General features: G+C 63.4%; 19 protein-coding genes, 1 tRNA gene and 2 pseudogenes. 12 read left to right on the top strand and 10 right to left on the bottom strand.

Translation table 11 applies throughout. The annotated features are described in order from the left end of the window. Positions 1 to 98: 98 nt before the first annotated feature. The 5 genes from I6F09_RS01300 to I6F09_RS01280 all read left to right on the top strand — a co-directional run bounded on the left by I6F09_RS01300 (position 99) and on the right by I6F09_RS01280 (position 3,312). Positions 99 to 833 carry an SDR family oxidoreductase gene (locus tag I6F09_RS01300; RefSeq protein ID WP_225187314.1) on the top strand — a complete coding sequence of 245 codons (735 nt, stop codon included), beginning with the start codon at positions 99 to 101 and terminating at the stop codon, positions 831 to 833. Positions 834 to 851: 18 nt separating this feature from the next. After that, complete coding sequence (locus I6F09_RS01295) at positions 852 to 1,598, top strand: SDR family NAD(P)-dependent oxidoreductase (protein ID WP_225187313.1); 747 nt, start codon at positions 852 to 854, stop codon at positions 1,596 to 1,598. A 7-nt stretch (positions 1,599 to 1,605) separates the two neighbouring features. Beyond that, complete coding sequence (locus tag I6F09_RS01290) at positions 1,606 to 1,998, top strand: GFA family protein (RefSeq protein WP_036001190.1); 393 nt, start codon at positions 1,606 to 1,608, stop codon at positions 1,996 to 1,998. Positions 1,999 to 2,145: 147 nt separating this feature from the next. After that, positions 2,146 to 2,826: a site-2 protease family protein gene (locus tag I6F09_RS01285; protein WP_036022448.1), complete on the top strand. Its 681-nt coding sequence runs from the start codon at positions 2,146 to 2,148 to the stop codon at positions 2,824 to 2,826. A 63-nt stretch (positions 2,827 to 2,889) separates the two neighbouring features. After that, positions 2,890 to 3,312 (top strand): hypothetical protein, encoded by a 423-nt coding sequence (locus I6F09_RS01280; protein ID WP_036001196.1) that lies wholly within the window; start codon positions 2,890 to 2,892, stop codon positions 3,310 to 3,312. Here the strand turns inward: I6F09_RS01280 and I6F09_RS01275 are convergent. The 5 genes and pseudogenes from I6F09_RS01275 to I6F09_RS01255 form a co-directional block, all read right to left on the bottom strand. Then, positions 3,300 to 4,124 carry a TonB family protein gene (locus tag I6F09_RS01275; protein WP_036001198.1) on the bottom strand — a complete coding sequence of 275 codons (825 nt, stop codon included), beginning with the start codon at positions 4,122 to 4,124 and terminating at the stop codon, positions 3,300 to 3,302. The two genes, I6F09_RS01280 and I6F09_RS01275, sit on opposite strands and share 13 nt — an antisense overlap. 12 nt (positions 4,125 to 4,136) lie before the next feature. After that, positions 4,137 to 4,592 (bottom strand): TonB system transport protein ExbD, encoded by a 456-nt coding sequence (exbD, locus tag I6F09_RS01270; RefSeq protein WP_036001202.1) that lies wholly within the window; start codon positions 4,590 to 4,592, stop codon positions 4,137 to 4,139. A gap of 3 nt (positions 4,593 to 4,595) precedes the next feature. Then, positions 4,596 to 5,528, bottom strand: a complete 933-nt coding sequence (gene exbB, locus I6F09_RS01265; RefSeq protein WP_225112193.1) for a tonB-system energizer ExbB — start codon at positions 5,526 to 5,528, stop codon at positions 4,596 to 4,598. Continuing rightward, positions 5,525 to 5,752 (bottom strand): annotated as a pseudogene (locus I6F09_RS01260) (PKHD-type hydroxylase); the annotation flags it as partial. The gene exbB and the pseudogene I6F09_RS01260, both read right to left, overlap by 4 nt. Positions 5,753 to 5,878: 126 nt before the next feature. Next, a pseudogene (locus I6F09_RS01255) lies at positions 5,879 to 6,173 on the bottom strand (hypothetical protein). Between the two features lie 374 nt (positions 6,174 to 6,547). Here I6F09_RS01255 and I6F09_RS01250 point away from each other — a divergent pair. The 3 genes from I6F09_RS01250 to I6F09_RS01240 are packed head-to-tail and all read left to right on the top strand — an operon-like array spanning position 6,548 to position 11,487. Next, positions 6,548 to 7,720, top strand: a complete 1,173-nt coding sequence (locus I6F09_RS01250) for an efflux RND transporter periplasmic adaptor subunit (RefSeq protein WP_225187312.1) — start codon at positions 6,548 to 6,550, stop codon at positions 7,718 to 7,720. After that, a complete protein-coding gene (locus I6F09_RS01245; RefSeq protein WP_225187311.1) occupies positions 7,717 to 10,860 on the top strand; it encodes a multidrug efflux RND transporter permease subunit in 3,144 nt (1,047 codons plus the stop codon). The genes I6F09_RS01250 and I6F09_RS01245 overlap by 4 nt, the downstream gene beginning before the upstream one ends. 60 nt (positions 10,861 to 10,920) lie before the next feature. Continuing rightward, entirely contained in the window at positions 10,921 to 11,487 is a 567-nt protein-coding gene (locus I6F09_RS01240; RefSeq protein WP_225187310.1) for an invasion associated locus B family protein, read from the top strand. Between the two features lie 9 nt (positions 11,488 to 11,496). Here the strand turns inward: I6F09_RS01240 and I6F09_RS01235 are convergent, their stop codons facing one another. Together I6F09_RS01235 and I6F09_RS01230 are read right to left on the bottom strand one after the other, a co-directional pair. Beyond that, the gene (locus I6F09_RS01235; RefSeq protein ID WP_225187309.1) at positions 11,497 to 11,859 is read right to left on the bottom strand and encodes a DUF1428 family protein; all 363 of its coding nucleotides are present in this window, start codon (positions 11,857 to 11,859) and stop codon (positions 11,497 to 11,499) included. A gap of 195 nt (positions 11,860 to 12,054) precedes the next feature. Then, complete coding sequence (locus tag I6F09_RS01230) at positions 12,055 to 12,996, bottom strand: LysR substrate-binding domain-containing protein (RefSeq protein WP_225112276.1); 942 nt, start codon at positions 12,994 to 12,996, stop codon at positions 12,055 to 12,057. Positions 12,997 to 13,107: 111 nt separating this feature from the next. On the opposite strand from I6F09_RS01230, the gene I6F09_RS01225 reads away from it, so the two are divergent. From I6F09_RS01225 to I6F09_RS01210, 4 genes are all read left to right on the top strand, one after another. Beyond that, on the top strand, positions 13,108 to 13,977 hold the full coding sequence (locus tag I6F09_RS01225) for a pirin family protein (RefSeq protein ID WP_225112190.1): 870 nt from the start codon (positions 13,108 to 13,110) through the stop codon (positions 13,975 to 13,977). A 131-nt stretch (positions 13,978 to 14,108) separates the two neighbouring features. Continuing rightward, complete coding sequence (locus tag I6F09_RS01220; RefSeq protein ID WP_225112189.1) at positions 14,109 to 14,747, top strand: hydrolase; 639 nt, start codon at positions 14,109 to 14,111, stop codon at positions 14,745 to 14,747. Positions 14,748 to 14,912: 165 nt separating this feature from the next. Then, positions 14,913 to 15,653: an SDR family oxidoreductase gene (locus I6F09_RS01215; RefSeq protein WP_225112188.1), complete on the top strand. Its 741-nt coding sequence runs from the start codon at positions 14,913 to 14,915 to the stop codon at positions 15,651 to 15,653. Positions 15,654 to 15,717: 64 nt separating this feature from the next. Further along, positions 15,718 to 16,233, top strand: coding sequence for a nuclear transport factor 2 family protein (locus I6F09_RS01210; RefSeq protein WP_225112187.1), 516 nt, complete (start codon positions 15,718 to 15,720; stop codon positions 16,231 to 16,233). 168 nt (positions 16,234 to 16,401) lie between these two features. Here the strand turns inward: I6F09_RS01210 and I6F09_RS01205 are convergent, their stop codons facing one another. From I6F09_RS01205 to rnz, 3 genes are all read right to left on the bottom strand, one after another. Further along, positions 16,402 to 16,641, bottom strand: a complete 240-nt coding sequence (locus tag I6F09_RS01205) for a hypothetical protein (RefSeq protein ID WP_225112186.1) — start codon at positions 16,639 to 16,641, stop codon at positions 16,402 to 16,404. Positions 16,642 to 16,853: 212 nt separating this feature from the next. Continuing rightward, positions 16,854 to 16,927, bottom strand: a tRNA-Gln gene (locus I6F09_RS01200). A 160-nt stretch (positions 16,928 to 17,087) separates the two neighbouring features. After that, a complete protein-coding gene (gene rnz, locus I6F09_RS01195; RefSeq protein ID WP_225187308.1) occupies positions 17,088 to 17,990 on the bottom strand; it encodes a ribonuclease Z in 903 nt (300 codons plus the stop codon). Positions 17,991 to 18,040 lie beyond the last annotated feature (50 nt).

Below are 18,040 nucleotides of genomic sequence, written 5' to 3'. Positions count from 1 at the left end.
AATCCATTCATCCACCGGCGCTGTGGCGCGATGGATTCCGGGTTCGCGCCAAGAGGCGCGCCCCGGAATGACGAAGGAAAATTCGCAGGAGAAACAACATGGCAGACCGCCTAAAGGGAAAGCGCGCCGTCGTCACGGCTGCCGCGGCAGGCATTGGGCGCGCTTGCGCCATCGCGTTCGCGCGTGAAGGCGCAACCGTCATCGCCACCGACATCAACGAGGCCGGCATCGCGAGCCTGACGAAGGAAGGCATCGCCGAGGTCGCAAAGCTCGACGTCCGCAACACCGCCGACGTCAACGCCTTCGCCAAGCGCGTCGGCAAGATCGACATCCTGCTCAACGCCGCCGGCTTCGTGCACCACGGCACCATCCTGGAATGTTCGGAAGAGGACTTTGACTTCTCATTCGATCTCAACGTCAAGTCGATGCACCGGACCATCAAGGCTTTCCTGCCCGACATGATCGCCGGCGGCGGCGGCGGCAGCATCGTCAACATCTCGTCCTGCGCGGCTTTGAGGCCGCCGGCGAACCGCTACGTCTACAGCTCGTCCAAAGCGGCGGTGTCGCTGCTGTCCCGCGCGGTCGCGCTCGACTTCATCACCAAGGGCATCCGCTGCAATTCGATCTGTCCCGGCACCGTCGAGACGCCTTCGATGCTCGACCGCGCGGCAGCCCAGGGCCCGCAGGGCAAGGAGATGTTCATCTCGCGCCAGAAGATGGGCCGGCTCGGCACCGCCGAGGAGATCGCCGCGATGGCGGTCTATCTCGGCAGCGACGAGAGCGCCTTCACCACCGGCGTCGATCTCGTCGTCGACGGCGGCTACATGCTCTGACGCAGGAAGGCCTCCGGCATGAACAAGATCGATCTCAACGGCCGCATCGCTATCGTCACCGGCGGCGCGCAGGGCTTTGGCCGCGCCATCACCGAGCGCTTCGTCGCCTCCGGCGCCAAGGTCGCGATCTGGGACTTTGACGCCGCGCTGGCCGAGAAGACGGCAAAGGAGATCGGCGGCGAAACGAATGTCTTCAAGGTCGACGTCACCGACACGGCGGCCGTCGAGCAGGCACGCGATGCGACGCTCAAGGCCTTCGGCAAGATCGACATTCTCGTCAACAACGCCGGCATCGCCGGGGTCAACAAGCCGGTGTGGGAGACGGACCTGGAGGAATGGCGGAAGGTGCTGCGCATCAACCTCGACGGCCCCTTCATCGTCTCCAAGGCGATCGTGCCCGAAATGCTCAAGCAGAAATACGGGCGGATCGTGAACATCGCCTCGATCGCAGGCAAGGAAGGCAACCCGAACGCCGCGCATTATTCGGCGTCCAAGGCCGGCCTGATCGCGCTGACGAAGTCGCTCGGCAAGGAGCTCGCCGGCCACGACATCCTCGTCAACGCGGTGACGCCGGCGGCGGCGAAGACGGCGATCTTCGACCAGATGACGCAGCAGCATATCGACTTCATGCTGTCGAAGATCCCGAAGGGGCGCTTCGTGCTGGTGGAAGAGCTCGCCGCGATGGTGAGCTGGCTTGCGTCGGAGGACTGCGCGTTCTCGACCGGCGCGGTGTTTGATATTTCCGGTGGGCGGGCGACCTATTGAGGACATCATGATCCGGGAAGGTGGTTGCCTGTGCGGCGCGGTGCGTTTCAAGGCGGAGGGCGAGCCGCTCAACGTCCGCATCTGCCATTGCCGCATCTGCCAGAAGGCGATGGGTTCGCCCTATTTCGCCCGCGCGCAGTTCGACCAGCGTGCGCTGAGCGTCGACGGCGAGACTGCACGCTACGCCTCCTCGGAGAATATCGATCGCGTGTTCTGCAAGCGCTGCGGCACGCGGCTTTTCGCCTGGCGCCGCAACGGCACGCTAGCGGGCGTTGCGCTCGCCACCTTCGATGATCGTAACGCCTTTGCGCCGACCGAGCACATCTGGGTGTCGGAAAAGCTCGCCTGGGTGAAGCTCGACGACGGCTTGGTGCAATATCCCGGGACGATCCCGGCGTGACTTTGCGCGACTGCACGGCGGCCGGCCGAAGCATCCATCTGCAGCGTGGCAATTCGGAACCGGCCACCCTATGTTGAGCCGAAGCGTTGCTGCGCCGGTTTGGTCAGGACGGCTGCAAGGCCGCTAGCTAACCGAAATGGATGAGCTGTGAACATTTCCTTGTACGACCTGTCGGTGTGGGTGCTTCCCCTCGTGCTCGCCATCACCTTCCATGAGGCCGCGCATGCCTTCGTCGCGGACCGGCTCGGGGACAACACGGCCGCGCAGCTCGGCCGCGTCAGCTTCAATCCTATCAGGCATATCGACCCGTTCGGCACCGTCATCCTGCCGGCGATGCTGCTGTTCGCGCATTCGCCGTTCCTGTTCGGCTACGCCAAGCCGGTGCCGGTAAACTTCCGCAAGCTGAACAATCCCAGGCTCGACATGGTCTGGGTAGCGCTGGCCGGACCCGCCACCAACATCCTGCTGGCGCTCGCCACCGCCCTCGCCTTCCATGCCCTGCCGCTGGTGCCCGCGAGCGCGGCGAAATGGGTTGCCGACAACCTCAAGAATGCCCTCATCATCAACGCCATCCTGGCCGTCTTCAACATGATGCCGATCCCGCCGCTGGACGGCGGCCGCGTCGCGGTCGGGCTGCTGCCGCGCCCCCTGGCCTTGCCGCTCGCCCGGCTCGAGCCGTTCGGTATGTTGATCCTGATCGGGCTCTTGATCCTGCTGCCGCTGGCGGGCTCGCAGTTAGGTCTAAATCTTGATGTTATTTCAGCAATACTGCGGACGTTGACCGGTTATGTGATTCAGGCTGTTCTCTTCCTGACCGGCAATGCGTAGTTGAACCGGAACACCCGAACACGAGCCGAAGGGCCAGAGGCCGACTTGGTCAAAGCTGCCGATATGCTGATCGCGCGACGCGCCGACACCCGCGCCCGCGCCGATTTTGCCACCTGGAAGATGATGGCTAAGCTCAACGGGGCGTCCGCGCTGCCTCCGGAGGCCCAGGAGTTCCTGAGCAGCTACAGGAACCTGCTGGCGCAGATGAGCGAAGGCGAAGCCACCGAGGCCACCATCGGTGCGATCTACAAGGCCTATTACGTCGAGATGGGTGGCGCTGGAAAGCCGCCCGACGTCCGTCCGCGCGAGGCCGAGCCGGCAGCGGATAATGTTACCGCTTTCCGGCGCCCGGCGCCGAAGCCGAAAAGCGCAGGTTTCTTCGGGACAGGCGCGGCCAGCGGAGCCCAGAAACGGCCCCTGCCCGTGGCGCTGATCTTCGCCTGCCTGGTGGTGGTCTATGTCGGGATCCGGCTCTACTGGCGTTGAGCCGACTTCTTGTTGGCGGTCTTCTTCGATTTCTCAGGGGCGAAGCTGATCTCGAGGGTGCGCTCGAAACGCTCCTCGGTCAGTTGAACCGGAGGCGGCTCGAAAGGATCCGCCTTGCGAACCATCGAGATCGCAGCTGCATCGTAGGCGGCGTCGCCGGACGACGCGATCACGTCGACCGAGACCACATTTCCCTTTCGGTTGAGCGCGAAACTCACCGTGACCTTCTGATTGGCGTTCTCTCTGCCTTCCGGATTGATCTGGTGCTGCTTGATACGCGCACTGATTTTCTTGTTCCAGTCCACCGTGATCTTCAGGATGTCCTTGCCGAGCCCAACCACCGGCGCCAGGGCCTTTTCGGCCTCGCGCGTTGCGTCCTCGAACGTTTGCCGGGCCATATCAACCTGCTTTGGGGCAGCCTCCATGGCGGGCGTTTCAACGGCAGCCGCCTTCGGATCGTCGTCCTGCTCCTTCTTCGCAACCTTTTCGCTGACAATGCGATCGGGATCCTCGGCCTCTTGCGGTCGATCTTGAGGAAGTTCCGTCTCCTTCAGTTCGGCCTTCTGCTCCGGAAGCTCCGGGCGCTCCTCTTGTGCCGCGGAGTCGTTTGGTCCGGTCGGCAAATCGGATTCCTGAGCCTCCGGCGAAGCCATCTCGACGGCGAACTCGGCTCCGGCCGCGCCGAGACCATCGCCGTCGTCGTCGCCGTGCAAATGCGCCAGCGCGAGCGCAGCACCGCCGAGATGCAGGGCGAGCGCGGCCGCCGCCGCCAGGATCCAGAGCTTCCGGGATGGTCTCGGTTCGTCCGCCATCGTTCCGTCTTCTTAAGGCTGGGCGGCGCCTGCCACAGGCGCCCCCGGTGCGCCTTCCAGCGCGACCAGCTTCACCCGCGTATAGCCGCCCGAGCGCAAGAGCTCCATCACGCCCATCAACTCGCCATAGGGCACCGAGCGATCAGCGCGCAGGAAAACGTACTTGTCCTTGCTCATCTCGGAAAGGCCGTCCAGGGTTCCGATCAACTCGGCCCGGTGAACGGCGTTCTCCCCGATCGCGAGCGTCAGATCGGGCTTGATGCTGAGATAGGTCGGCTTGTCCGGCTTCTTCTGCGGCGTCGCACTCGACGTCGGCAGATCGATCGGCAGGTCGACCGTGGACAGCGGCGCGGCGACCATGAAGATGATCAGCAGCACCAGGATGACGTCGATGAACGGCGTGACGTTGATGTCATGCGTTTCCGAGAAATCGTCGTCGTCATCATTGTCAGCGAGCGAAACGGCCATGGTCTACTCCGCCGCGCGCGAATGCACGCTGCCGTGGCTGCGGTCGAGATCACGCGACAGCAGTCGCCCCGCCGCGCCCGAGGCGCGGCTGACGAGCTCGAGATAGCCTTTCGTCACGCGCGAGAAGTGGTTGTAGATGATGACGGCGGGAATGGCGGCGACGAGGCCGATCGCGGTGGCGAGCAGCGCCTCGGCGATGCCGGGCGCGACCACGGCGAGGTTCGTGGTCTGCGACTTCGAGATGCCGATGAAGCTGTTCATGATGCCCCAGACCGTGCCGAACAGGCCGACGAAGGGCGAGGTCGAGCCGATGGTCGCGAGCACGCCCATGCCGATCCGGATGCGCCGTTGCTCCGCGCGCACGATCTCGGAAAAGCTCGAGGCGGCGCGTTCCTTGATGCCGGCATCGCTGGACAGGCCAGCCGACATCCGCGCTTCGCGCAACGCCGCCGCAAGGAACGACGGCAGGATGCCCTCCTTGGTGCCGAGCGCCATCTGCGCTTCGGCAAGCGAGCGCGCCTCCGCAATCTTCTTCAACGCCGCACGCAGCTTGCCGGAGGCGACCGACAGCTCGATCGACTTGGCGATGAAGACGGTCCAGGTCATCAGCGAAGCGAAGGCGAGCCCGATCATCACCGCCTTCACGATGACGTCCGCCGACATGAACATCACCCAGGGCGACAATTCCTTCATGGCCGCAGCCTCGGGCTTCGCACCCGCGGGATTGGCGGCCACCGGGGCGGCGCCCACGACGGCGGGAGCCGTCGAGGCCGCAGGCGCAGCTGCCGGGGGGACGGTCCCGGCAGCGGACGGCTGAGCCGTCGATGGGGCCGGTGCCGGCGGGCTCTGCGTCTGGGCGGAAACGGGGGATGCGAGCCAGGCAGACGCCAGCATCAAGGCTGCGGCAAGGCTTGCTTGAAAGGAGATGGTCTTCATACTTCGGCCCAGTAGCGAATGAGATTGTGATAGATACCCGTCAATTTGACCGTTTCGGGATCGTCACGCCCGAGCCGTTCCACCAGCGCCTGTATCGCGGTGTCGAGGCCATAGATCATGCTCCGGGCTTGATCGTCCCGTATCATGCTCTGAAGCCAGAAGAAAGACGCAACCCGCGTCCCCCTGGTCACGGGGGCGACGAGAGGTGCTGGAGGATAGAGCACAAGGCCCTCCAATTCCTGTCGTTCACACGCATCGAACGAATGTCGCCTGTTGCTATCGGCCACACAATTGCGGGTCAATGCGTGCCGTTCGCGAGAACCCTTGAATAGATCAAGATCAAAACGATTCTAAACTGCCCCGCTCTCTGAGCGAAGGATGCGTCCTAAACGCAAATCGATTGCTGGCCACTCGATCGCCGCTCTGGGTTTCATCAGCCACAGCAACTCGTCGACGGTCTTCGCAACGGCGCGCACGCGATCGGTGCTGTCCATGCCGGCGATGTTGGCGCCGTTGACAACGGCTTTGATCTCGTCGCGAAAGTCGGTGAGGAAGCACAAGGGATCGCGCTGCTCGTTGGTGACACGCGATCAATCCCTCGATCAGCATCTGGCACGCGATCAGCTTGCCGTTCAGCTCGTCCATGCTTTGCTCCGTCGCTGCGGCGCCGAAATGGACGATGCCGAAATCCATGGTAACCGAAACGGCTACGAGGCGACTTAGAACCGTTCTTGCGGCAGATCCGAAAGGCAGCGCGGCGCGGGGCCGATCGGTCCCGAGCACACTGCTCCGCGTGCTGCGCAAGACTTGCACGCCGGCCGATCGCGGCGGGAAAACGCGGCATTGCACGTCGCCGCGCCAACGAGCTGCCTACACGGTGCAAAGCTTTCCAATTGTTTAGGATTCTCACCCGATAGTGCTGTTTACTCTGGAAGTTGGCGTGTATTATACATCATGCTGGAACCGTACGATTGCCCCGATATTCATAGCCGAGGGCATACGAGCCGACACGAGACGACATGAACAAGTCCCGGCCGATCCTTTGGCTTCTGATCATCGCGGCCGTGGCTTCTGCGGGCTATTATGGTTGGCAGAAATTCGGCACGTCCGAGGCGGGAAAAACCCAGACCGCACAAAAAGGCCCGCCTCGCCCCTCCGCCGTCCCGGTCAGCGTTGCGCCGGTTCAGAAGACCGACTTTCCGGTCTATCTCACTGGTCTCGGCACGGTTCAGGGCTTTAACACGGTCCAGGTCCGAAGCCGTGTGGATGGCCAGATCGACAAGCTCGAATTTAGGGAAGGCCAGATCGTCAAGCAGGGCGATCTCCTGGTTTCGATCGATCCCCGCCCCTATCAGGCCACGCTTGACCAAGCCAAGGCCAAGAAGGCGCAGGACGAGGCCAGTCTCGCCAACGCCAATCTCGAGCTCCAGCGCGCCACGAAGCTCGGCGAATTTGCCACCGCCCAGCGCGTCGACACACAGCGCTCCACCGTCGCTCAGCTCACCGCCCAGATCGCCGCCGACGATGCCGCGATCTCCAACGCCCAGACCCAGCTCGACTACACCCAGATCAAGGCGCCGATCACCGGCGTGGCAGGCCTGCGTCAGGTCGACGTCGGCAACATCGTCAACGCTTCGTCGCAGACCGCCATCGTCACGATCTCGCAGGTCGAGCCGATCGCCGTGATCTTCACCGCGCCGGAAGACCAGCTCCCCTATATCAGCGAGGGCCAGAAGGCCGGCGCGCTCAAGGTGATCGCCTTCACCACCGACGGCAAGAGAACGCTGGCCGAGGGCAAGCTCGCGGTGATCAACAACCAGGTCGACGCGACCAGCGGCACGATCCGGCTCAAGGCGGTGTTCGACAACAAGGAAAGAACGCTGTGGCCGGGCCAATCGGTCTCGACGCGGCTCCTAGTGCGAACGCTGAAGGATGCGACGGTCGTTCCGGATGACGCGGTCCAGCGCTCCACCAACGGACTCTATGCCTATACGGTCAACCAGGACAACAAGGCCGAACTGCACAAGATCAAGGTCAGCTATGGCATCGACGGTCATTCGGTCATCGAGGAAGGATTGAGCCCCGGTCAGCAGGTGATCGTCGGCGGACAGTTCAAGGTGCAGCCCGGAAGCCTGGTGTCGACGGCGGTAGCAAGCTCGGATCCGACCCAGAACAAGGTTCGACAGCAATGATCGGGGGCGGGATTTCGGCGCCTTTCATCCGATATCCCATCGGCACCTCGCTGCTGATGGCCGGCATTCTCTTCGTCGGCCTGGTCGCCTATCCCCTGCTCCCGGTCGCGCCCCTGCCGCAGGTGGACTTTCCGACCATTCAGGTCACCGCCAATTTGCCCGGCGGCAGCCCCGAGACCATGGCTTCGTCGGTGGCGCAGCCGCTCGAGCGGCAATTCGCCCAGATTCCTGGCATCGCGCAGATGACCTCGACGAGCTATCTGGGCACGGCGTCGATCACCATCCAATTCGACCTCAACCGCAACATCGACGGCGCCGCCAACGACGTACAGGGTGCCATCAACGCGGCCAGCGGCCAGTTGCCGAGGAACCTGCCGTCGCCCCCGACCTACCGCAAGGTCAACCCCGCCGATGCGCCGATCCTGCTCCTGTCGGCGACGTCGGAGACGCTGCCGCTGACCAGCGTCAGCGATGCCGTCGACACCCAGCTAGCCCAGCAGATCAGCCAGCTCTCGGGCGTCGCCCAGGTCTTCATCGGCGGCCAGCAGAAACCCTCGATCCGCATTCAGGTCGATCCCGCAAAGCTGGTCGCCAAGGGCTTGTCGATGGAGGACATCCGCAGCCAGATCGCGATCACCACGGTCGACAGCCCCAAGGGCAATATCGACGGCGAGAAGCGGGCCTATACGATCTACGCCAACGACCAGCTCACTCACGCGAAGGACTGGAACGACGTCATCATCGCCTATCGCAACGGCGCTCCGTTGCGAATCCGCGATATCGGCCAAGCGGTCACCGCTGCCGAAGACGCCAAGCAGGCGGCGTGGGCCAACGGCAAGCGCGGCGTGTTCCTGGTGATCTTCAAGCAGCCCGGCGCCAACGTCATCGAAACCGTCGACAGGATCAAGGCGACCCTCCCTCGTCTCGTGGCGGCGATCCCGCCCGCGATCAAGATCGAGCTCATCAGCGACCGCACGGCGACCATCCGTGCCGCGGTCGAGGACGTCCAGTTCACGCTGCTCTTGACCATTGTGCTCGTGGTCATGGTCATCTTCATCTTCCTGCGCAGCTTCTGGGCGACGGTCATTCCTACCGTCACGGTCCCGCTGGCGCTGCTGGGCGCGTGCGCCCTGATGTGGCCGGTCGGCTATTCGCTCGACAATCTGTCGCTGATGGCGCTCACCATCGCGGTCGGTTTCGTGGTCGACGACGCCATCGTAATGCTCGAGAACATCACGCGCTACATCGAGGAAGGCGACTCGCCGATGGAGGCCGCCTTCAAGGGCTCCAAGGAAATCGGCTTCACGATCGTCTCCATCAGCATCTCGCTGGTCGCGGTGCTGATCCCGCTGCTCCTGATGGGCGGCATTATCGGGCGCCTGTTCCGCGAATTCGCCGTGGTGCTGGCGATGACGATCTTCGTTTCGATGTTCGTATCGCTGACGCTGACGCCGATGATGGCCTCACGCTTCCTGCGCGCCCATGGTGAGGTGCAGCACGGCCGCTTCTATCAATGGAGCGAGCGCGCCTTCGACGCAATGCTGCGCGGCTACAAATATGTGCTCGATCACGCCCTCGCCTGGCGGCGCACCACGCTCGCGATCTTCTTCGTCACGCTCGGCCTGTCGATCTACCTGTTCGTGCTGATCCCCAAGGGCTTCTTCCCGCAGCAGGACGTCGGCCTGATCACGGCCACGTCCGAAGCCTCGCAGGACATCTCGTTCAAGGAGATGGTGAGACGCCAGGAGCAACTCGGCAAGATCATCCTGGCCGATCCCGACGTTGCCAGCGTTGCCATGTCGATCGGCGGCAGCGGCCGTGCCGGCAACAACGGCAACCTGTTCATCACGCTGAAGCCGCGCAATGAGCGTGACGCTTCGGCCCAGCAGATCATCGCGCGTCTGCGTCCGCAGTTCGACAAGGTCCAGGGCGCCCGCCTCTACATGCAGGCGGCCCAGGACGTGCGGCTCGGCGGTCGACCCACGCGCACTCAGTTCGAATTCACGCTGCAAGACGCCAATCTGGACGAGCTGAACGAATGGGCGCCGAAGATCCTTGGCAAGATGCAGACACTGCCGGAGCTGCGCGACGTCGCGACCGACCAGCAGACGCAGGGCACGACGGTCCAGCTCAAGATCAACCGCGACACCGCCGCCCGCTACGGCATCCAGCCCCAGCTGATCGACGATACGCTGTATGATTCCTTCGGACAGCGGCAGGTCACGCAATATTTCACGCAGCTCAACACCTACAAGGTGATCCTGGAAGTCCTGCCGGAGATGCAGGGCGATCTCGAGACGCTAAACAAGCTCTACGTGAAATCGCCGCTGACCGGCGACCAGGTGCCGCTGTCGACCTTCGCGAGCTGGACCACCGATCCGGTCCGCCCGCTCTCGATCAGCCATCAAGGCCAGTTCCCGTCGATCACGATCAGCTTCAATCTCGCGCAAGGCGTCGCGCTCGGCCAGGCCACCGAGGCCGTGCAGAAGGCGATGGCGGAGCTCGGGACGCCGCCCACGCTGAATTCGAGCTTCCAGGGCACCGCGCAGGCGTTCCAGCAATCGCTCGGCACCGTGCCGCTCCTGATCCTCGCCGCGCTGGTCGTGGTCTATCTGATCCTCGGCATTCTCTACGAGAGCTACATCCATCCGATCACGATTCTGTCGACGCTACCCTCGGCCGGCGTCGGCGCGCTCGCGATCCTGATGGCGGCCGGATTCGACTTCAGCCTGATCGCGCTGATCGGCATCATCCTCCTGATCGGCATCGTGAAGAAGAACGGCATCATGATGGTGGACTTCGCGATTGCCGCCGAGCGCGACGAGCACAAGACGCCGGAGGAATCGATCCGCCAGGCCGCACTGCTGCGCTTCCGCCCGATCATGATGACGACGATGGCGGCCCTGCTCGGCGGCGTGCCCCTCATGCTCGGCCACGGCACCGGCGCCGAAATCCGCCAGCCGCTCGGCTACGCCATGGTCGGCGGCCTGATCGTCAGCCAGGCGCTGACGCTGTTCACCACGCCGGTCGTCTATCTCTACCTCGACAAGCTCAACAACTGGTTCTCGACCTGGGGCCGTTCGGACGACGAAGGCGAGGAGACGCCCGAGCACGGCAGCGTCAAGGAAGCCGCCGAGTAAGCTTGCGCCGCGCCTGCCGCGACGCTACAGCGAGACCCCGGTTCGCAAATGCGGTTTCCCATGCCTGTGCAATCCAGACTTGTCGCCCTTGTCGCTGCTGTCCTGTTGTCAGCGGGCGCAGCACACGCCCAACAGGGCGCCAAGAAGAACGCCGCGCCCGCCCCGGCCGCGCAGCCCGCGCCTGCCCCGACACAGGCGCAGGCTGACGGTGCTTCCGGACAGCCCGGCTGGATCGTCCGCTGCACCAGCGCAAGCCGCGACGCGCCGCTCGAATGCGCGATGGAGCAGAACGCGGTGCTGACCAAGACGGGCCAGACCGTCGTCCTGATCAACATCCGCATCGCGCCCGACACCCGCACGCCGATCGCGCTTCTGCAATTGCCGCTCGGCCTCAACCTTCCGGTCGGGGCCAAGCTCCAGGTCGACGAAGGCAACACGTTCGATCTCCAGATCCAGACCTGCGAGAATCGCGGCTGCTACGCCTCGACCCCGGTTGCGCCGGACCTGCTCGCCGCCTTGCGGTCGGGCAAGCAGCTGAAGGTCTCTTTTCAGAACATGGCCAAGGAGACCATCGCGATCCCGATGCCGCTCGGCGATTTCGCGGCGGCCTACGACAAGATCAAGTAGCGGGCTTCCTCACGTCACGATGTCGCTCGCCCGAAGCAGCGTCGTGAAGCCGCCATAGATCATGCGCTTGCCGTCGAGCGGCATGCCCTCGAACTTGATGCGCGGGTCCGCCATCACCTTCTTGTTGATGGCATCGCGGCTCTCGCGGTCCCGATAGACGATCCAGGCGAACACCACGACCTCGTCCTCCTTCGCGATCACAGCGCGCGGAAACGAGGTGAGCTCGCCATAGGGAACGTCGTCGCCGATGCATTCGACGTAGTCGAGCGCGCCGTGCTCCATCCAGATGGCGCAGGCTTGCGTCGCCAGCGCCTTGTAGGCCTCGATATTGTCCTTCGGCACGGCGAGAACGAAACCATCGACATAGGGCATTTGTGGATCTCCTTGGGTTGTCCAGCCCAAGGACGATACAGCGCGCGGCGATCCGACTTGGAAACGCAAATGTCAGGTGAGGCAAACCGCCGCGTGTGGTGAGATGGCGATGCATGCCCCGAACGCCTTGCAATCAACCCTGGGAACACGCCCGGAACTGGCTGCCCTTCGTGGATGACTGCCGGCGCCCGGCGCTCAATCCAGCCTGTCGCTGACGATTGGCGGGACGATCTTGTCGGCCTGGGCGCGTTGGATCGCGCATTCGCGGACGAAAAAGTCGATCAGCGCGCGAACCGAGGGGAGAAGTCCCCGGCGCGACGGGAATACGGCGTGCACGATGCCCGAACGGGGCCTCCAGTCAGGAAGGACGTGGACGAGGCGTCCCGCCTTGATGTCGTCGGCGACAAAGATGGTCGGGAGTTGGACAGCCCCTGCGCCGGCAATCGCCGCATCGCGGAGGACTGACATGTCGTCGGTGATCAGGCGCGGTGTATGCGGCACCAAGGTCGCTAGGCCATCTGCATGGTGCAGGTCCCAGGCATGGACCCGATCCGGTCGCTCCTGGTCGAGGCTGGGAAGGCCGTGGAGATCCGCCGGCGATTTTATTGTGCCGTGGATGAGTGAGGATGCAGCCACGAGACACTGGCTGCTTTCATCGAGCCAGCGCATCACGAGATCGCTGGTCTCAAGCGGCGGAAATCGCACACGGATCGAGAGGTCGAATCCTTCGGCGATCACATCGACGCGGCGGTTCGTGCTCTCCAGCCGCACCTGCACGCCGCGCTGCTGCATCATGAAGCGCGCGATCAGTTCGCCGAACTGGAAGGAGAGCAGGCCGCTCGGGCAACTCATGCGCACCACGCCGCGCGGCTCCGCCTGCACCGCGGCGACAATCTGCTCGGCCGCCTCGGCTTCGACGATCATCGCGACGCAGCGCTCATAAAAGTCCTGCCCGATGTCGGTCACCGAGAAGCGACGCGACGAGCGATTGAGGAGGCGAACGCCAAGGCGCTCCTCAAGCAGAAGGATACGGCGGCTCAGTTTCGATTTCTGAATCCCGAGGGCACGGCCCGCCGGCGCGAAGCCCCCATGCTCGACGACGGAGGCGAAATAGTAGAGGTCATTGAAGTCCTGCATCGTCCTAAGCATAGGACGCTGCGTCCCGTATGGCAATCTTTGAGCTTCATCGTCGCGCTTTTAGTCTTTTGTTGGTGAAGCGACGCAGCTCGACCGCGTCAGGAGGGCAACATGGCCAAGACGGTACTCGGCCGGTACGGCAATGACCGGCAGCATTGGGTGGGCGACGGTTTTCCAGTGCGCTCGCTCTTTTCGTACAACACACTGGGCGCGCATATTAGCCCGTTCCTCCTGCTCGACTATGCGGGACCGTATACCTTCGCGCCGACCATGCATCGGCGAGGCGTGAGCGAGCATCCCCATCGCGGCTTCGAAACCGTCACCATCGTTTACGAAGGCGAGGTCGAGCACCGTGATTCCGCCGGCAATGGCGGGGTGATCGGGCCCGGCGATGTGCAATGGATGACCGCCGCCGGCGGCATTCTCCATGAGGAATATCACTCGGCGGGCTTTGCCAAGGCGGGTGGACCGCTCCGCATGGTGCAGCTCTGGGTCAACCTGCCGGCCAAGGACAAGATGGCACCGGGCGGGTATCAGGGCATCGCGAAGGCGGACATTCCCAACGTCTCGCTCCCGCATGGTGCGGGGAAGGCGCGGGTCATCGCCGGCGCGTATCGCGGCATCAAAGGACCGGCCCGCACGTTCACGCCGATCAATGTGTGGGACCTGAGCCTGAAGGCCGATGCGGACCTCACGCTCGACCTGCCCGAGGGGCATACCGCGATGATCGTGGTGTTGACCGGGCATGTCACGGTCGGCCGCAGTCTGGACGCGGGTGCGGCGGAAATGCTGCTGCTCGACCGCAAGGGCAGCGATGTCGCCATTCACGCGAACGGAGTGGCGAAGCTGCTGGTGCTCACCGGCGATCCGATCGACGAGCCGATCGTGGGCTACGGGCCATTCGTCATGAACAGCGAGGCGGAAATCCGCCAAGCCATCGACGACCTCAACAGCGGGCGCTTCGTCACCGCCGCGGCGTGACTGTGGGGCCGGACTCACGTGTGGGTCCGGCCCCTTTTCCTTGCGGAAGGGTGTGCGCTCACTCGTCCGCGCGATCCCGGGCTCCGGCCCATTCCCAGCGCAGAACCCCGACCGATAAGAGAGGCCCAGCAATGGCCAGTGAACCGATCCGCAATCCGCAGACCGACCATCTTCTGACGCCGCAGAACGCGGCATTCATCATCATCGACTATCAGCCGATTCAGGTGTCCTCGATCCGCTCGATTCCGCGCGACGAGCTGGTGTTCAACATCGTGAGCACCGCCAAGGCGGCCGTGCATTACAAGCTTCCGATCGTCCATTCGACGGTCAATGTTGCAACCGGCCGCAACAAGCCACCCATTCAGGAACTGCAGGCCGTCCTCGGGCACCTGCCGACATACGACCGGACCTCGATCAACAGCTGGGAGGACACAGCGTTCAAGCAGGCGGTGAAGGCGATCGGCCGCCACAAGCTGATCATGACCGCGCTCTGGACCGAAGCCTGCCTGACGTTCCCGGCGCTGGACGCGATCCAGGAGGGCTATGAGGTCTATGTGCCGGTCGACGCGGTCGGCGGGACGTCGCTGGCCGCGCATGAGGCGGCGCTGCGCCGCATCGAGCAGGCCGGTGCCAAGCTGATCAGCCGGGTGCAGATGTATTGCGAGCTCCAGCGCGACTGGGCGCGCGAAGCGACCGTCCCGGGATTCATGGGCGTCTTCGAAAGCTTCGACGGGTTCAACCCCGAGAAAGCTGCGGGAGCAGTTCGATAGCAGGCTACGACCAAGGGGCTTCGCCCTCAAGGGCCCGTGTCGCAGAGAGACACGGGCCGCGCCTGGACGGGACCAGATGAGCCGCCCTGCCCATACAAGGCGGAGCATATCGGGCGCCTGATATGAGGCCGTGCTCAAATTCGAAGATGAAAGAAAAGGACAACGATGATCCATCTGGACGGGAAGCGTGCGTTGGTGACTGGCGGGGCGCGGGGCATCGGAGCCGCAATTACCTTGGCGCTGGCTGAGAACGGCGCGCACGTGGCGTTCACCTTTCAGCGTTCGGTCGAACAAGCCAACGCGGTGGTCAAGTCCGTGGAGGCGACAGGACGGCGCTCGGTCGCAATCCAGGCCGACAGCGCGGACCCGGGCGCCATCGTACGCTCCGTGCAAGAAGCCGTCTCGGGGCTCGGCGGACTCGACATCCTCGTCAACAATGCGGCGATCGGTCAGTACGGACTGATCGCTGATCTTGACGTGGCCAAATACCAAACTCTGATGGACGTCAACGTGCGAGCGCCAGTTCTGTTTGCCAAGGCTGTCATTCCCCATCTTTCCGCAGGAGGTCGCATCATCTCGATCGGATCGGATCTCGGCGAGCGCGTCCCGTTTCCCGGAGTGACCGCCTATGCGATGTCCAAGGCTGCCTTGATCTCCTTTACGCGCGGCTTGTCGCGTGAACTTGGCCCTAGGGGCATCACCGTGAATCTTGTCCAACCCGGGTCGGTAGACACGGATGCCAATCCGGCGGACGGGCCGACTTCCGCTGTCCAGAAGAGTCTTACATCGCTGGGGCGATTCGCTGAGCCGCGCGAAATCGCGAATGCTGTGGTCTTTCTGGCCAGCCCTTCGGCAAGCGTGATCACTGGCGCCACCCTGACCGTTGATGCAGGCGCAATCGCGTAAGGGAGGTCAATTGAAGCAACACTGACGCCTCGATTCCTAGAATTTCCTAAAGGAGGAACCCACCATGTCCACTCGTGCGCCCGCTCTTGCCCAGAGGTCGTCTACAGCCGAACCCGCCTCGACGGCATCGCCTTTGGCGGTACTGCGGTCGATTTTGTCGAATCCGACCGATCTGGATTTCGTCAAACAATTTACGACTGATGACTTCATCTATGTATCGCTCAACTATGAACACGCGGAACTGAAGCAGATCATGCCTTGGGCCGGAACAAACAAAGGCACCGAGGGACTGGTTCAGACCTTTATCGACGTCAGTCGTTATTGGACGATAGACGACTTCCAAATTCAGGACAGCTTTGAAAATAAGAACGGCGCCGCGATCTTTGGCTCCTTTACTTACACGTCAAACATTCTGGGTAAAACAGTGACATCACCCTTCGCGGTTCTGGCGCGCGGCGAGAACGGCAAGCTGTCCTACGTGCAGTTTATGGAAGATACCTTTGCAACAGTTCGCAGTTTCAGAGAAAGCGGCGAGTATCTCATCAAAGCAAGTCCAGACGGATCGGAAGCCCTCGTCTGACAGCTTATAGCTGCCTACGCGAAGCGATCATCGCGATCCCGTTCAGCTGGCGCGCCAAGCTCGGCCAGGGCGCGGCGCTCGACCTCAGCCCGCGATGAGCCGGCCGGAACCGTTGGTGGCCGAGGATCTCGATGCCGTCCCTAGCCGCGCGCCGGTGGGCAAGACTCGCTATAGGATCGACGGCGGATACGCCTGCGTTTCTTGCTGCGAATGTTTGATCTTTCCGACGAGGGCTATCGCGACGGCGCGCATAACTGGGGTGTCTATCAGGCGGCGGGCGCCCCGGCGTCGATCGAGCGATTCTTCCCGCCGAGCTAGGCCGAGCATGTGAGGCAGCACGAGCGGGCGACGAAGCACGATCATGATGTTCACGCCCGGACGCACCGATTTCGCGGTCAACTCCTCCATCGCGCAGATGTCTAGTCCGGTTTGGCAAAGCTGCCATTCGTGCGTAGAGCGAACCTCTCCGCGAGGGCTCGGATTGGCTTACGCTTGGCTCTTGGCTGTCCCCCATCCGGTGCCCGGCTACGTCGGACAGATCGCTGAGGTCATCTCAAAGTGAGCAGAATCGACCGGGTGCGGGGAGTAGTAGATCGTAGATGAGCGTACGTGGGAGTGCGTGGCTGGGGAACCTGGATTCGAACCAAGACAAACAGAGTCAGAGTCTGTTGTGCTACCGTTACACCATTCCCCAACGGAATAGTCGAACAAATTCAAAGACATAACTGATTTGTTCGACTGTGGCCGGGAAGCGCATCGCGCCAATCGCGGCTCAGGCGTGGCAGCCTTCTACCCGCTCGCATCTGGGCTGGCAAGCGCTGCGGTGGATGGATCGGGGGTCAGAGCAGGTTTGATCAGACGACGATGTGGTCGAAGTCTGCGGCGATCCGGGTGTTCGGGAAGATTTTTGCCGCCTCGGCGAGAATCTCCGCGTCCTCGTAGCGCCCTGACATATGCGTCAGCACAAGCTGTCCGACCTTGTTCGTGGCCGCAAAAGAGGCCGCTTCTGCCGCGGTGAGATGGCCGTAATTCCGCGCGGTCGGCGCGTCGCGATCGAGGAACGTCGCCTCGATCACCAGCATGTCGGCGCCGGCCACGTATTGCGACAATCCCTCAGTGGTCTCGGTGTCGCCGATCACGACGAGCTTGCTGCCGCCGCTCGGAGGACCCAGGACGTCTTCCGGATCGATAGTTCGGTTTGCAAACACGATCGGTCGGCCCGCGGCCAACTCGCCGCGCAAGGGACCGTCGGGAACACCGATCGCGACGAGGCGATCAGGCCGAAGATGACGGCGCGCGGGGCTTTGGAAGACGAAGCCGAAGCTGTCGGTGTCGCGGTGGCGTACCGGAAAACAATCGATGGTGAATTCACCGGCGTCGATGACTTGTCCTTCGGTCAGCGCTGCGAACGCGACGGCGATCGGCGCCCTGCCCGCGCCCCACAGGCCGGCGAGCATGCGGGTGACGAGGTCGAGCGTGCCCTCGCCGCCGTGAACGGTCATCTTCTCGGACGTCTGCCGCAAGCCGAGCGTCGAGAACAGTCCGGGGATGCCGAGCACGTGGTCGAGATGGGCGTGGGTGAGCAGGATGCGGTCGAGCCGCCGAAAGCCGGCGCCGCTGCGCAGCAGCTGACGCTGCGTGCCCTCGCCGCAATCGACCAGGACGCGCTTGCCTGCGGCTTCCACGAGAAGCGCCGGATGGTTGCGCTCCGCTGAGGGAACGCTCGCCGATGTTCCGAGAAACGTCAGGGCGAACATGGTCGTCGATATCCAGCGACCGCCCTTCTCCGCGTCGATACGGTTGACGG

Source organism: Bradyrhizobium sp. IC3195, from assembly GCF_020193585.1.
GTDB lineage: Bacteria > Pseudomonadota > Alphaproteobacteria > Rhizobiales > Xanthobacteraceae > Bradyrhizobium > Bradyrhizobium yuanmingense.
This window is presented reverse-complemented; position numbering and strand designations above follow the sequence as displayed.

Bases quoted from the DNA above. Each gene is read 5' to 3' on its own strand.
- I6F09_RS01300 (WP_225187314.1), top strand. From the start codon at position 99: ATGGCAGACCGCCTAAAGGGAAAGCGCGCCGTCGTCACGGCTGCCGCG.
- I6F09_RS01295 (WP_225187313.1), top strand. From the start codon at position 852: ATGAACAAGATCGATCTCAACGGCCGCATCGCTATCGTCACCGGCGGC.
- I6F09_RS01290 (WP_036001190.1), top strand. From the start codon at position 1,606: ATGATCCGGGAAGGTGGTTGCCTGTGCGGCGCGGTGCGTTTCAAGGCG.
- I6F09_RS01280 (WP_036001196.1), top strand. From the start codon at position 2,890: ATGCTGATCGCGCGACGCGCCGACACCCGCGCCCGCGCCGATTTTGCC.
- I6F09_RS01275 (WP_036001198.1), bottom strand. From the start codon at position 4,124: ATGGCGGACGAACCGAGACCATCCCGGAAGCTCTGGATCCTGGCGGCG.
- exbD (WP_036001202.1), bottom strand. From the start codon at position 4,592: ATGGCCGTTTCGCTCGCTGACAATGATGACGACGACGATTTCTCGGAA.
- exbB (WP_225112193.1), bottom strand. From the start codon at position 5,528: ATGAAGACCATCTCCTTTCAAGCAAGCCTTGCCGCAGCCTTGATGCTG.
- I6F09_RS01250 (WP_225187312.1), top strand. From the start codon at position 6,548: ATGAACAAGTCCCGGCCGATCCTTTGGCTTCTGATCATCGCGGCCGTG.
- I6F09_RS01245 (WP_225187311.1), top strand. From the start codon at position 7,717: ATGATCGGGGGCGGGATTTCGGCGCCTTTCATCCGATATCCCATCGGC.
- I6F09_RS01240 (WP_225187310.1), top strand. From the start codon at position 10,921: ATGCCTGTGCAATCCAGACTTGTCGCCCTTGTCGCTGCTGTCCTGTTG.
- I6F09_RS01235 (WP_225187309.1), bottom strand. From the start codon at position 11,859: ATGCCCTATGTCGATGGTTTCGTTCTCGCCGTGCCGAAGGACAATATC.
- I6F09_RS01230 (WP_225112276.1), bottom strand. From the start codon at position 12,996: ATGCAGGACTTCAATGACCTCTACTATTTCGCCTCCGTCGTCGAGCAT.
- I6F09_RS01225 (WP_225112190.1), top strand. From the start codon at position 13,108: ATGGCCAAGACGGTACTCGGCCGGTACGGCAATGACCGGCAGCATTGG.
- I6F09_RS01220 (WP_225112189.1), top strand. From the start codon at position 14,109: ATGGCCAGTGAACCGATCCGCAATCCGCAGACCGACCATCTTCTGACG.
- I6F09_RS01215 (WP_225112188.1), top strand. From the start codon at position 14,913: ATGATCCATCTGGACGGGAAGCGTGCGTTGGTGACTGGCGGGGCGCGG.
- I6F09_RS01210 (WP_225112187.1), top strand. From the start codon at position 15,718: ATGTCCACTCGTGCGCCCGCTCTTGCCCAGAGGTCGTCTACAGCCGAA.
- I6F09_RS01205 (WP_225112186.1), bottom strand. From the start codon at position 16,641: ATGGAGGAGTTGACCGCGAAATCGGTGCGTCCGGGCGTGAACATCATG.
- rnz (WP_225187308.1), bottom strand. From the start codon at position 17,990: ATGTTCGCCCTGACGTTTCTCGGAACATCGGCGAGCGTTCCCTCAGCG.